The 13,369-nt window shown below is 65.4% G+C and carries 13 protein-coding genes and 1 tRNA gene; 5 read left to right on the top strand and 9 right to left on the bottom strand.

All coding sequences use genetic code 11. The annotated features are described in order from the left end of the window. The first annotated feature begins 39 nt into the window (after positions 1–39). Positions 40–1,143, top strand: a complete 1,104-nt coding sequence (locus J8I82_RS30760) for a YeiH family protein (RefSeq protein ID WP_209763337.1) — start codon at positions 40–42, stop codon at positions 1,141–1,143. Between the two features lie 109 nt (positions 1,144–1,252). On the opposite strand, the gene J8I82_RS30755 is transcribed toward J8I82_RS30760, so the two are convergent. Next, positions 1,253–1,339: transfer RNA gene (locus J8I82_RS30755), tRNA-Leu, on the bottom strand. Positions 1,340–1,548: 209 nt separating this feature from the next. On the opposite strand from J8I82_RS30755, the gene J8I82_RS30750 reads away from it, so the two are divergent. The 3 genes from J8I82_RS30750 (at position 1,549) to J8I82_RS30740 (ending at position 2,965) form a co-directional block, all read left to right on the top strand. Further along, complete coding sequence (locus J8I82_RS30750) at positions 1,549–1,881, top strand: hypothetical protein (protein ID WP_209763335.1); 333 nt, start codon at positions 1,549–1,551, stop codon at positions 1,879–1,881. Between the two features lie 275 nt (positions 1,882–2,156). Beyond that, the gene (locus J8I82_RS30745) at positions 2,157–2,414 is read left to right on the top strand and encodes a hypothetical protein (RefSeq protein ID WP_209763333.1); all 258 of its coding nucleotides are present in this window, start codon (positions 2,157–2,159) and stop codon (positions 2,412–2,414) included. A gap of 143 nt (positions 2,415–2,557) precedes the next feature. Then, positions 2,558–2,965 carry a heme-binding protein gene (locus J8I82_RS30740; protein WP_209763331.1) on the top strand — a complete coding sequence of 136 codons (408 nt, stop codon included), beginning with the start codon at positions 2,558–2,560 and terminating at the stop codon, positions 2,963–2,965. Between the two features lie 286 nt (positions 2,966–3,251). Here J8I82_RS30740 and J8I82_RS30735 read toward each other — a convergent pair whose 3' ends face one another. The 4 genes from J8I82_RS30735 to J8I82_RS30720 form a co-directional block, all read right to left on the bottom strand. Next, positions 3,252–3,581, bottom strand: a complete 330-nt coding sequence (locus J8I82_RS30735) for a hemin uptake protein HemP (protein WP_209763329.1) — start codon at positions 3,579–3,581, stop codon at positions 3,252–3,254. A gap of 244 nt (positions 3,582–3,825) precedes the next feature. Beyond that, the gene (locus J8I82_RS30730) at positions 3,826–4,239 is read right to left on the bottom strand and encodes an ExbD/TolR family protein (RefSeq protein WP_116322220.1); all 414 of its coding nucleotides are present in this window, start codon (positions 4,237–4,239) and stop codon (positions 3,826–3,828) included. A gap of 21 nt (positions 4,240–4,260) precedes the next feature. Beyond that, on the bottom strand, positions 4,261–4,989 hold the full coding sequence (locus J8I82_RS30725) for a MotA/TolQ/ExbB proton channel family protein (protein ID WP_209763327.1): 729 nt from the start codon (positions 4,987–4,989) through the stop codon (positions 4,261–4,263). A gap of 89 nt (positions 4,990–5,078) precedes the next feature. After that, positions 5,079–5,732, bottom strand: coding sequence for an energy transducer TonB (locus J8I82_RS30720; protein ID WP_209763325.1), 654 nt, complete (start codon positions 5,730–5,732; stop codon positions 5,079–5,081). A gap of 502 nt (positions 5,733–6,234) precedes the next feature. Here J8I82_RS30720 and J8I82_RS30715 point away from each other — a divergent pair. After that, positions 6,235–8,535: an AAA family ATPase gene (locus tag J8I82_RS30715; RefSeq protein ID WP_209763323.1), complete on the top strand. Its 2,301-nt coding sequence runs from the start codon at positions 6,235–6,237 to the stop codon at positions 8,533–8,535. 30 nt (positions 8,536–8,565) lie between these two features. Here the strand turns inward: J8I82_RS30715 and murI are convergent, their stop codons facing one another. From murI to J8I82_RS30695, 4 genes are all read right to left on the bottom strand, one after another. Further along, positions 8,566–9,375, bottom strand: coding sequence for a glutamate racemase (murI, locus tag J8I82_RS30710; RefSeq protein WP_209763322.1), 810 nt, complete (start codon positions 9,373–9,375; stop codon positions 8,566–8,568). A 106-nt stretch (positions 9,376–9,481) separates the two neighbouring features. After that, positions 9,482–11,005, bottom strand: coding sequence for a fumarate hydratase (locus J8I82_RS30705; RefSeq protein ID WP_209763321.1), 1,524 nt, complete (start codon positions 11,003–11,005; stop codon positions 9,482–9,484). Between the two features lie 192 nt (positions 11,006–11,197). Then, a complete protein-coding gene (locus J8I82_RS30700) occupies positions 11,198–11,755 on the bottom strand; it encodes a TIGR00645 family protein (RefSeq protein ID WP_209763320.1) in 558 nt (185 codons plus the stop codon). A gap of 109 nt (positions 11,756–11,864) precedes the next feature. Continuing rightward, a complete protein-coding gene (locus J8I82_RS30695; RefSeq protein WP_280908553.1) occupies positions 11,865–12,785 on the bottom strand; it encodes a DMT family transporter in 921 nt (306 codons plus the stop codon). Between the last annotated feature and the right edge of the window lie 584 nt (positions 12,786–13,369).

Below are 13,369 nucleotides of genomic sequence, written 5' to 3'. Positions count from 1 at the left end.
GCCAGTACGCTGGAGTCACTACCTAATAAGTGAACTCCCATGTCTTCCGCCACTTCCAGCAGCGTCCCCCGCACCGCAGCCGCCAACCCGGCAGTTGCTTCTCCGCCCTGGTCCCAGCGCCTGCTGACGCTTGTGCCGCTTGGCGGCATTGCCTGGCTGGCACTGGCGCTGGCCGAGCATCCGGCGATCGCCCGCTATGGTCTGAGCGCACTGACGCTCGCCATGTGCGCCGGCATGGTCGCTGCCAATACGCTGCCGAAGCACTGGCTGGCACCGCTGGCACCCGGGATGCAGGTGGCGCGCCATTACCTGCTGCGCCTCGGCGTGGCACTGTACGGCCTGCGGCTGACATTCGCGTCCATCGTCGCACTGGGCCTGCCCGGTATCGTGGTGCCGCTGACGATGCTCGTCGCCACACTGCTGTTCGGCACGTGGGTCGGATCGACCTTCTTCGGGCTGAGTCGCCGCGAAGCGATCCTGGTCAGCTCCGGCAGTGCCATCTGCGGCGCGGCGGCGGCCATCGCAGTGTCGTCGGTGGTCCGCACCGACGACCGCCAGACCGCAGTGGCGGTCGCCACGGTGGTGCTGTTCGGCACGGTCGGCATGCTGCTCTATCCCTACCTGTTCGAACTGGCCAACGGCCATTGGCACTGGGCGGTCAGCGAGCGCATGTTCGGCATCTTCACCGGCGCGACGCTGCATGAGGTGGCACAGGTGATCGCCGCGGGCAAGATGATCAGCGAGCCGACCGCCGATGCCGCGGTGGTGGCCAAGATGGTGCGCGTGCTGGCGCTGGGGCCGCTGCTGCTGGTGATGGCGCTGTGGCCGCAAGGCAAGGCCGAGGCAGGCCAGGTGTCCGCCGGCAAGGGCCGCTTCGCCGGGATTCTGAAGTCGGTGCCGTGGTTTGCGGTGGGTTTTGTCGCGGTGATGGCGCTCAATTCGGCCGGCACCGTGCCCGCTGCCTGGAAGGCCCCGTTGATCGCGCTGGATAACTGGCTGCTGGCCTGTGCGATGCTGGCAATCGGCCTGCATACCCGCATCGGCGACCTGGTGCGCGCCGGGCGCAAGCCGCTGGCACTGGCCGGCGTGCTGTTTGTGTTCCTGATGGGCGTCGGCGCGCTGATGTGCTACGTGATGGCGTAACTGATGGCGTGATGCGCGGCGCGGGAGCGCGGCGCAGCGCGAAGGATCTGAAGAGGGGGCAGTGGCCTCCTCTTTTGCTTTGGGCGCAGGGTTGCCGCTGCGGTGGCCCTGGTGCGGCCGACGGGACTCGAACCCGTAAGCCTGGAAAGGCGGCAGATTTTAAGTCTGCTGAGTCTACCAATTTCTCCACGGCCGCACGGCAAGCCCGGTATTGTGGTGGGTTCGCATTCCGGATGCAAGTGCGCCGCAGCCTTAAATTCGGTTTGTCAAGAAGATGGCGTCGCGAAAGAAAAAAGTGACGCACTGTTACGGCTGGTAACAATGTCGTGCGCTCGGTTGCACCTGGAAAATTCCGGCGCCCTAAAATACCGGGTAAGAGAAATCTCACTTTTGAGAGAGGCGGATATGAAACGTTGGTGGCTCGCAGCATTCGGTGTCGCAGCCGGGCTGGCATCCGGGGCCGCGATGGCCCATGTGAGCGTCGGCGTCGCGATCGGCGTTCCGGGCGTCGTGGTTGGCGCACCGGCCTACTATCCTCCCGCTCCGGCCTATTATGCGCCCCCGCCGGTGGTGGTCGCGCCGGCGCCGGTCTACTACGGCCCGCCGGCAGTGGTGGTGCGTCCGCGTCCGGTCTACTATGGCCCGCGTTACTATGGCCCGCCGCGTTACTATGGCCATCACCGCGGCTACTATGGTCCGCCGGGCCACCGCGGTCATGGCCGCTGGCATCACGACTGACCGGCCAGCGCCAATACGCTGCGGATGACAGGGGCCCTGCGGGGCCCTTTCCTTTTGCGCTTGCGAATGGCGACACGAGCCGTGGGCGCCGGTTCCCAGAATGATTCCCTAACTTGAGCCTGGTCAAATTATTTGAACGGACTGCTCAAAGCGTCACGTCCATGGTCATCAGGGTTTTCCCTAAACTACAGGCATGACATCGCGGTGACAGCGGCTCTCTTTGTTTCAGAAGTCGCCGCGGTGCCCGTACCGACCAGAATTGCTAGGGGAATCTCATGAAGCTCAAACAATCGATTGCCGCCGCCTCCGTGCTGGCCGCGCTGTGCGCAGTGTCCACCGCCTCGTTCGCCGCGACCGGCAAGCCTGACCCGTACCTGGACGGCGCCCGCATGGGCAAGGTCGATCCGTTCACCGATGGCGCCCGCGTCGGCAAGACCGACCCGTTCACCGACGGCGCGCGCATCGGCAAGCCAGACCCTTACACCGACGGCGCCCGTATGGGCAAGCCGGATCCGTACACCGACGGCGCCTGATCGACGCAGTGTCTGCATGATGGATGGCCCGCCTGGTGCGGGCCATTTTTTTGCCCGCCGCTTGCCGAGTGGGCGCGATGACGATGGCAGGGGGTGCGGGGTATACTTCGACCTCCAACCAAATGAATGACCAGGAGAGTGGCATGCAGCAAAAGACGGTTCTGACGGCAGACGATGTGAAGAAGATCATGGCCGCGGCGGAAACCGAAGCGAAGAACCATCACTGGGCCGTGTCCATCGTCGTGGTCGACGACGGCGGCCATATGCTGGCGATGCAGCGCCTGGACGGCGCCGCGCCAATCTCGGCCCATATCGCCGCGGAGAAGGCCCGTACGTCCGCCCTGGGCCGTCGTGAATCGAAGATCTACGAAGACATGATCAACAACGGCCGCTATTCGTTCATGACCGCGCCGGTGCTGCAGGGCATGCTGGAGGGCGGTGTGCCCATCGTCGCCAACGAGCAGGTGGTCGGTGCCGTCGGCGTTTCGGGCGTGAAGTCGACCGAAGACGCGCAGGTTGCGCGCGCCGGCATCGCCGCTCTGGGCCTGTAATACCAGGATCCCGATGCGCGGCGCCTGCCGCCGCATGAAAAAGCCCCGCAGGCCACGCCTGCGGGGCGGAATAAAAGAGGGCATGGCTGGGTGCGGTCGATATGGCGAGGGGTCTGGAATTCCCGCCGCGGCGCAAGCACCTGGCTACTGCCCAACACCTCGTTCCGAGGTGGTCCCCACAAAAGCTGTACTGCCACTTGCGTGGCACCCGCGGCAGACGCGGGCCTCAAAACATTGTCGAACTGTTCCCGTTGGCTTCAGCGCATGGCCTTGCCGCCAGGATGGGTCACTTGGTCAGGATCAGCTTGCCGTAGCGCGTCACGCGCAGCGTGTAGACCTCGCCGTTATGCAGGATGGGCAGCGTGCTGTTGCCGCGCATGATCGAGTCCAGTGCGACCGGCTCGCCAGCGGGCGCCGACGACAGGCTGTCGCGCACCAACGCCTCGAGGCGGGCGGGCAGGGCGGCTACGGCCGATTTCATGGATGCGATCGTCGACGGGGCTGCTTTCGCGGCTGCCGTCTCGCGGCGCGGCTGGGCCACGTCGACACGGCGCAGCGACAGGCGGCGGCGGGTGACTTCACGCGGTTGCGACAGCGGCAGGGAAAGAGTGCTCATCATCTGGCTCCGGGTCTGGCTGGCGCTTTAAGCGCGCAGGGGAAAGGCATCAGGGGTGCGCCATCGATGGCGCAGTCGATGGAAGAATAATAAATGAGAATTGTTATCATTACAATAATCCAGATCAAAAATTCGACAAACGGCGGTCCGGACCAGCGATTTGCAGCGGCGTGCAGCCAGTAAACGAAAAAGGGCATCCCGCGGGATGCCCTTCCTTTGCGCGCAACACCTGCCGGTGCGCGCCTTACTGCTTGGGTTCGGTGATAAAGCCGATCTTGCCCAGGCCGCCGTGCTGCGCGGCGGCCATGACTTCGGCCACGCGCTCGTAACGCACCTCGCGGTCGGCGCGCAGGTGCAGTTCAGGCTGCGGCTGCTGCTGCGCGGCCAGCGCGATATTGCTTTCCAGCGTGGCCTGGTCCACTTCCACCTGGTTCCAGAACACCTTGCCGCTGGCGTCGATCGAGACGTTGATGTTCTGCGGCTTGGGATCGTTCGGGGAGTTGGTGGCGCGCGGCAGGTCGATCTTCACCGCGTGGTTGATCACGGGGATGGTGATGATGAAGATGATCAGCAGCACCAGCATGACGTCGACCAGCGGCGTCATGTTGATTTCGCTCATCACCTCGTCGTCGTCACCGTCGAGAGTACCGAATGCCATGATGACTTCCTTGCTTGCGGATTAGCGCTGGGCCGCGGCCAGGCGCACGGTGCCGTCTTCGTTGCGGGCACCGGTGGGACGCACGCGGGCGCCAGTCACGAAGTAGGCGTGCAGGTCGTGGGCGAAGCGGTTGAGCTTGGAGATCACTGCCTTGTTGCCACGCGTCAGTGCGTTATAGCCCAGCACCGCGGGGATTGCCACGGCCAGGCCGAAGGCGGTCATGATCAGGGCCTCGCCCACCGGGCCGGCGACCTTGTCGATGGTCGGCACGCCCGAGGCGCCGATGCCGATCAGCGCGTGGTAGATGCCCCACACGGTGCCGAACAGGCCGACGAACGGCGCGGTCGAGCCCACCGAAGCCAGCACAGCCAGGCCCGACTGCATGCGCGCCACGGCCTCGTCGATCGAGCTCTTGAGCGAGCGGGTCAGCCAGTCGGAAATATCCATCACGTCATGCAGCTGCGGCTGGCTGGCGCGGTGGTGCTGGGCGGCTTCCTTGCCGGCGATGGCCAGCGTGCGGAACGGATTGGCGTCATTGGCGCCCAGGGTTTCCAGCGCATGGTCGAAGTCGTCCGAGTGCCAGAAGCGCTTTTCCGCGCCTTGCGCCATCTTCTTCAGGCGCACCAGATCCCAGGCCTTGGTGAAGATCACGATCCAGGAGGCGAGCGACATGATCAGCAGAATGATGGCGGTCGCACGCATGACGAAGTCGCCTTGCGTCCAGAGGTGGGAGAGTCCGAGGTCCTGCATGGGTTGGTTCCTGGTGAGTTCGCTTGGTTTAGGTCAGATCAGATGATCGGGAATCGGGTAAGCCGGTATGGCACGCAGCGGACCGGCGCTCAGTTCAGTTCGAAGCCGATCGGCTGCTGCGCCGTGACGGCGACGGCGCGGCCGTTGTCCATGTAAGGCTTGCAACGCATGGCCTGCACGGCTTCCACCGCGGCCTGGTCCAGGCGCGACGAGCCGCTCGACGACACCACGGAGGTCTTGATGACCTTGCCGCCTTCATCTGTCGTCAGGCGCACCACCGTCTTGCCGGTCTCGCCCATGCGGCGCGACTGGGAAGGATACTTCGGTTGCGGCGGCGTGCACTGGATTTCGCCGATGCCGACGGCGCGCGGCGCGGCGGAAACGGGCGCCGGCGCGGGTTCAGGCGGCGCGGGCGGCGCAGGCGGTGCAGCCGGCGCTTCCGGGGCGCTCGGGGTCGGCGGCAGATTGGCGACTGGCTGGGGAGTCGGCTTTGGCTGCGGCGCCGGCTTGGGCGTGGTCACCTTGACCTGCTTCGGCGGCGTTTCCTGCTTGGGCTTTGGTTTGGGCGGCTCTGGCGGGGCCTCTTGCCTGGGCGGTTCGAGCGGGATGATGCGCGCGACGATCTCCGGGGCGATCACTGCCTCGGTCAGCTTGCGGGCGAGGCCGCTCTGTATCAGGTAGAGCAGGCCGGCGTGGAACAGCAGGACGGCGAGCGTAATCTTGAAGAAGCGTTGGTCGAACATGTGTCAACAACAAAAGTCTGCCGGCAGGCGCAGGATGGCCTGGCTCGGAACAAGCAGCAGCAGCGACCGTGCGCCGTCACTTGCGGTAGAACAGGATCAGCGAGATGCCGCAACCGACCAGCAGGCTAAGCAGCAATTCCATAATAAACGCTCCTTCAACTGGGTTGCCGTGGGAGCGCCACTCTGGGGCAGCGTGTCAGCTCGCTAGTATAAACGATAATGATTCTTATTTGTTGTGATTTGTGCGTCGCAACTGGAATTTTCTGCCGCGGCAAGTTATACCGCCAGATCAGGCAGCATTGTGGAGCGGTTGGCGCTATCTTGGGCGGGTTTGCGCGCCCGCAAGGATCCGTAGCTTCGGTGGCCCAGGCCACAGTCGCTGGCCGCAGGCTTGCCCACCCCCGCGCGGTGGGGGGCAAAGCGCGCTAGCATAGGAAGAAACTGCAGACGAGGCGGTGCGCCGGTCGGTCGGCCCCGCCACGGCGAGCTCGGGGAACCGTCCATGGATTTCACACGTTCCGCTGAAGATGACCGATCGACGCTCCTGCGCTCCATGCCTGGGGTGTCGTCCAGTTCCGCGCTGGACTGGATGTGCGCGCAGTTTGCCCTGCGCGTGGTGTGCGCATTGGGTCCGCGTTTCAACCTGCGCAGCAATATCAATGATGTGCTGACTGTCAGCGCGCAGGAAATGGTGTGGCCATACGGGGTGGTGCTGCGCGTGCAGCGCTTTCTGGCTGCCCGCTGCGCCGACATGCCCGCCTGGAAGGGGGCGGCGCGGCTGACGCCCGAGGAATTCCTGGACCGCCACGGCCAGTGGAACAGCGCCTTCGACGAAAGCGCGCTGTTCTATTACCTCGACGAGTACGTCAAGCACCACGCCAAGGACATGTTCGCCGTGTTTGACGCCTCGGCCGCAGCCATCGCGCAGCGGCTGGACGGCGAACGCGTGCTGCTGGTGCGCAATATCGACATGCTCAGCCGTGTGCTGGACCTGCCCGACCACGAGCGCAAGCTGCTGCTGTACGCGGCCCTGGCCAAGTACAAGCGCGACCTGCGCGCGGTGATGGTCGATTGCAAGGTGGCGCACAGCCAGGAAGCCTTCCAGATCCTCGCCGGCCTGACCGGCGCCGGCGCCGCCGACGTGGCTGCTTCGCTGCGCCCGGGCTCGCGGCTCGAAACGCTGAACCTGATCGAGCAGCCGCTGCCCGAGAACAGCGTGACCGACCTGGGCGACCTGATGCGCCTGTCCGATCGCCTGCTGCACGTGCTGCTGGGCAATTACGCCAACGAAGCCGAGATGATGGCGGTGTTCACCCGCCCGGCCGCGCCGCCCACGCTGACCGTCGCCGACTACCCGCATGTCGAGACCGATGCTCGCTATCTGTGCGCGCTGCTGGCCAACGCCACGCGCCAGCACGCCAGCGGCGTCAACGTGTTGATCTACGGGCCGCCCGGCACCGGCAAGACTGAATTCGCGCGCCTGCTGGCGCGCGAAGCCGGTTGCGAGCTGTACGAGGTGGATTGCCTGGATCGCGACGGCAACAGCCTGTCGGGCAAGGACCGCTACCGTTCGCTGCAGGTGTCGCAGGCCTTCCTGCGCGGCCGTGCGCATACCGCGCTGCTGTTCGATGAAGTGGAAGACGTTTTCCCAGGCAGCGCGCGCGAGCTCATGAGCCTGTTTGGCCAGGAAGATACGCGCGCGTCGGTCAATGGCAAGGCCTGGGTCAACCAGACGCTCGAGCAGAACCCCGTGCCGGTGATCTGGATCTCCAACTCGATCCGGCAGATCGACCCTGCCTACCTGCGCCGCTTCCAGTTTCACCTCGAGCTGAAGATCCCGCCGCCGCTGGTGCGCGAGAACATCATCCGCAAGCACCTGGGCGGACTCGATGTCAGTGATGCCTTCATCAGCGGCCTGGCCGGGCGCAAGACGCTGACGCCGGCACAAGTGCAATCGGCGGCGCGTTTTGTCGAACTGGCGCGGCCCGATGTGGCGGAGCCGGTCGAAGCGCTGATCCTGCGCCAGCTCGAGCACGCCGACCGCGCCATGGGCCTGCGTCCGGAGGCCGAGGCCCGCCCGGTGGTCACGCATTACCGGCTGGAAAACCTGCACCTGGAAACCCGCTACGAGGTGGCGAAGATCGTCGACGCACTGCGCGTGCGCCAGCGCGGCACACTGTGCTTCTATGGGCCGCCCGGCACCGGCAAGACCGCGCTCGCCGAACATATCGCCGCCGAGCTGGACCTGCCGCTGATGATCCGCCGTGCCTCGGACCTGATGAGCAAGTACGTGGGCGAGACCGAGCAGCAGATCGCGGCCATGTTCGCGCGCGCCGAGGAAGACGGCGCGGTGCTGTTGCTGGACGAGGCGGACAGCTTCATGCAGAGCCGCCAGCAGGCGGTGCGCAACTATGAGATCTCCGAGGTCAACGAGATGCTGCAGGGCATGGAGCGCTTCAACGGCATCTTCATCTGCACCACCAACCTGTTCGACCGCATCGACGAGGCCGCGCTGCGGCGCTTCTCGTTCAAGATCCGCTTCCTGTCGCTGAAGCCGGAGCAGCGGGCGGCGATGTTCGTCGACGAAGCGCTGGGCGGCGACGCCACGCTGCTTACCGATGGCATGCGGCGCGAGCTGGACGCGATGGATTGCCTGACGCCGGGAGACTTCGCCACCGTCAAGCGCCAGTGCGTGCTGCTCGGCGAGGCCCTGACGCCGGACGAGTTCCTGGCGCAGCTGCGCCAGGAACATGCCATCAAGCCGGAGGTGCGGGAGCACCGGCCGTTGGGTTTCCTGCAATAACGACAACCTGCAGCAGGGGGCAGGCGCCGGCTAGAAGCCCGGCGCCGGTTCGATCACCACCGTTTCCGCATCCGCGTCCACCCGCAGCAGCGCTGCCGCCATCGCACGCAAGTGCGCGGCGTCCTTGGTTGAAAAGAAGCGGTCGCGGGGCAGCGCGCCGGCGTCCGCGGCAAGGCCGTGCTCGGCCAGCTTGCGGGCGAGCTGGCGCGCAATGGCGCTGCCGGTGTCAACCAGCGCCAGTTGGTCTCCGACCATCTCGCGGATCGTGCCGGACAGGAAAGGGTAGTGGGTGCAGCCCAGCACCAGCGTGTCAGCACCGGCTTCGAGCATGGGTGCGAGATAGGCACCGAGGCGCTCGCGCACGGCGGGTCCGTCGAGGTCGCCTTGCTCGATCAGCGATACCAGGCCAAGGCCTGCCTCGCAGATAAAGCGGCTTTCGCCTTCGAGCGAGGACAGCAGCCGCCCGAACTTGGCGCTCTTGAGCGTGTTGGCGGTCGCCAGCACGCCCACTACCTTGCTGCGGCTCGCCGCGGCGGCCGGCTTGAGGCCGGGCTCGACGCCGATGATCGGCACCGGCAGCCGCTCGCGCAGCGTCTGCACCGCGTGCATGGTCGCCGTATTGCAGGCGATCACCAGTGCCTTGCAGCCCTGGCCGAGCAGCCATTCGCAAGCCTGCAGCGTGCGCGCCTCGACGAACGTCTCGGGCTTCTCGCCGTAAGGCGCGTAGTTCGAGTCGGCCAGGTACAGCAGCGATTCATGCGGCAGCAGCGCGCGGATCTCACGCAACACGGACAGGCCGCCAAGGCCGGAATCGAAGACGCCGATGGGTGCTGGGTTCACGGGGATGCGAGGACGACTGGAAAGAAGAGGGCAGAAAAAAGCCGGGTCGGAACCCGGCTTTTTCGAGCGCGAAGGCAGATTCTACCGCCTCGGCGTGTGGCGCTGCTTACAGCGCGGCGACCGGGATCTTGCCGATCTTGGCCTGCCACTCGGCGGGGCCGGTCTTGTGGACCGAGGTGCCTTCACTGTCCACGGCGACCGTTACCGGCATGTCGTTGACTTCGAACTCGTAGATGGCTTCCATGCCGAGGTCTTCGAAGCCGACCACCTTGGCTTCCTTGATTGCCTTGGCCACCAGGTAGGCGGCGCCGCCAACGGCCATCAGGTAGGCCGACTTGTGCTTCTTGATGGCCTCGATCGCCGCCGGGCCGCGCTCGGCCTTGCCGATCATCGAGATCAGGCCGGTTTCGGCCAGCATCATCTCGGTGAACTTGTCCATGCGCGTAGCGGTGGTGGGACCCGCCGGGCCGACCGCCTCGTCGCGCACCGGGTCGACCGGGCCGACGTAGTAGATCACGCGGTTCTTGAAGTCCACCGGCAGCTTCTCGCCCTTGGCAAGCATGTCGGCGATGCGCTTGTGCGCGGCGTCGCGGCCGGTCAGCATCTTGCCGTTCAGCAGCAGGGTCTGGCCCGGCTTCCACGAGGCGACTTCTTCCGGCGTCAGCGTGTTCAGGTCGACGCGCTTTGAGGTCTCGGTGTTCGGTGCCCACTCGACCTTCGGCCATTGCGACAGGTCAGGCGCTTCCAGCTTCGCCGGGCCGCTGCCATCCAGCGTGAAGTGCACGTGGCGGGTGGCGGCGCAGTTCGGGATCATTGCGACCGGCTTGGATGCGGCGTGCGTCGGGCAGGCCATGATCTTGACGTCCAGTACGGTGGCCAGGCCGCCCAGGCCCTGCGCGCCGATGCCCAGCGCGTTGACCTTCTCGTACAGCTCGACGCGCAGTTCCTCGACCCAGTCCTTCGGGCCGCGGGCGATGATGTCCTGGATGTCGATGGATTCCATCAGCGATTCCTTGGCCATCACCATCGCCTTCTCGGCGGTGCCGCCGATGCCGATGCCCAGCATGCCGGGCGGGCACCAGCCCGCGCCCATGGTCGGCACGGTCTTCAGGACCCAGTCGACGATCGAGTCCGACGGGTTCAGCATCACGAACTTGGACTTGTTCTCGGAGCCGCCGCCCTTGGCCGCGACCTGGATGTCGACGGTATTGCCCGGCACCACTTCATAGTGGATCACGGCCGGGGTGTTGTCCTTGGTGTTCTTGCGGCCGCCTTCGGGCGGGCTGACGATCGAGGCGCGCAGCACGTTGTCGGGGTGCGTGTAACCGCGGCGCACGCCCTCGTTGATCATGTCGGTCAGGCCCATGGTGGCGCCGTCCCAGCGCACGTCCATCCCCACCTTGACGAAGACCGTGACAATGCCGGTGTCCTGGCAGATCGGGCGCTTGCCTTCCGCGCACATGCGGCTGTTGGTCAGGATCTGCGCGATCGCGTCCTTGGCCGCCGGGCTCTGCTCCAGCTCATAGGCGCGGCCCAGGCTGGTGATGTAGTCCATCGGGTGGTAATAGCTGATGTACTGCAGGGAGTCGGCGACGCTCTGGATGAGGTCTTCTTGCTTGATGACTGTCATTTTGTGGGGTGGGCAGCGGTGAAACACAGCCCGAAATCATACACCGAGCCGGGGCAGTCTGCCCGGCTGCATACATTGGTCTACAGCCTTCAGATATGGCGCATGGATCTCATGACGCGGCCGCGGCATGCCAAAAGCAAAAACCGCGGCACATGGCCGCGGTCAGGAGGCAAGCCTCGGCTTGTGCAGGTCTTAATGCGACTCGCGCTTGGCATGCGCGCCGACCGGGTGCGACACCATCCGGTCCACCCACGCCATCGCCACCGCAGAAGCCAGGAACGCCACATGGATGGCCACTTGCCACATGATGGTGTGGGTGGTGCGCTGTTCCGCGTCGATAAACGTCTTCAACAGGTGGATCGACGAAATCCCGATCAGGGCCATCGACAGCTTGACCTTGAGCACGCCTGCGTTGACATGGTCCAGCCATTCCGGTTCGTCCGGGTGGTTGTCGATGCCCAGGCGCGAGACAAAGGTTTCGTAGCCGCCAACGATCACCATGATCAGCAGGTTGGAGATCATGACCACGTCGATCAGCCCCAGCACCACCAGCATGATCTTGTTCTCGTCGAACTCGGTTACATGCGCCAGCAAATGCCAGACTTCGATCAGGAAATGGTAGACATAGACGCCCTGGGCCACGATCAGGCCCAGGTAAAGCGGCAATTGCAGCCAGCGCGACGCGAAGATGATGCTCGGGATCGGCCGCAGGCTCTGGGCCTGCGGCTTGGTCATTGGATTGGAAGCCATGGGCGGGGCGGAGTTGAAAACCGCGGCGAGTTGAAAATCGGCGTGGATTGTACCAAGCGACGATGGCAATGCTGTGTTACCAGCCGTAACCACAGCCATGCCGTGCCGGTCAGGCCCCCGCGCCCGGATCGGCGCCCGCCGCCTTGCCGCGCCAGGCGCCGCGCGAAATCCGGCCCGGCCGGCTTGCAAGAACGATTCCGGCCAGCACGCAGGCCAGCGCCACGCCATGCGGCCAGCGCGGCTGCTCGCCCAGCACGACGATGCCGTAAGTGGCCGCCGCCACCGGCAGCACCGAGGTGAACACGCCCGCCAGTTGCGCCGGCACATGGCGGATGCCCTTCATCCACAGCCAGAACGAGAACACGCTGGCCGACAGCGCATACCACAGCAGCATCAGCCAGGTCTGCGCCGGCACTGCGGAGGCGTCGAAAGTCAGCAGCGGCACCAGCCCCAGGGGCAGCATCAGCAGGCCGCCGATCAGGTGCGTATAGGCGCAGATCTCGATGGCGGCCAGCGTTTGCGTGAGGCGTCGCGACAGGATGACGTAGATCGATTCGCACAGCACCGCGCCCAGGATCATCAGATTGCCCAGCCATGCCTGGCTGTTCGCGCCGGCGCCGTGCGCTTCGCCGCGGGCGATGTTGAGCACGGTGATGCCCGCCACTGCCAGCAGCACCGAGGCCACGGTGCGCCGCGACAGACGTTCACGCAGCACCACCCAGGACAGGATCGCCACCGTCGCGGGAATGGTGCTGGTGATGACCCCGGCGGCCATGGCGCTGGTCAGCCGCACGCCGTTGAGCATCAGCAGCGTGAACAGGAAGGTGCCGAAGAACGCCTGCAGGAACAGGTTCAGCCATTCGGCGCGCGACACCCGGCGCATGCGCGCCGGCCGGTACCAGGGCGCCAGGCAGACGATGGCGATGACGAAGCGCAGCAGCGCGAACAGCAACACCGGCACATGCGCGATGATCGATTTGCCCAGCCCCACATTGCTGCCGACCAGAGCCATCGATCCGAGCAGGAACAGCGCATGGACCGGGGAGAAAAGTTGGGCAGTGGCAGTGGCAGTGGCAGTCGCAGTCGCAGTCGCAGTCGCAGTCGCAGTCGCAGCGGGGGAGGTGTTGGCGGGCACGTTCGATGCCTTGGTCAGCCGGCGGCCACGATCGCGGGTGGCGCGATGGATTGCGGATCAAGCCGGTGCAAGCGTGGAGTTGGCCGCGGCAAGGGTAAGCGCCGCGTTCAGGTATAGGGCTCGCGGCATTATAGCTGTGCTAGCCTAATGGAGAAGGCTGCACTTTCGCCCCCGAAGGCAGGATCTTTCCCGTTGCGTTGCAGCATGCATCGCAGCGGGTTCGTGCCCCATCACCGCAAGCAGCAGCCGCCGACCGTCAGGTTTAAGTAAGCCGTCGGGCGTAACTTGGCAGCCAAAGCCAGTCCAAAATCAGGAGACGAGTCTATGTCCGCCATCGAATCGGTGATGCACGAGCACCGCGTGTTCAACCCGCCCGAGTCGTTCGCCAGCCAGGCCGCGGTTCCCAGCATGGAGGCCTACCAGGCGCTGTGCGACGAAGCCGAACGCGACTACGAAGGCTTCTGGGCGCGCCACGCCCG

It is taken from the genome of Cupriavidus consociatus (genome assembly GCF_017814975.1).
In the GTDB taxonomy this organism is placed as follows: domain Bacteria; phylum Pseudomonadota; class Gammaproteobacteria; order Burkholderiales; family Burkholderiaceae; genus Cupriavidus; species Cupriavidus consociatus.
This window is presented reverse-complemented; position numbering and strand designations above follow the sequence as displayed.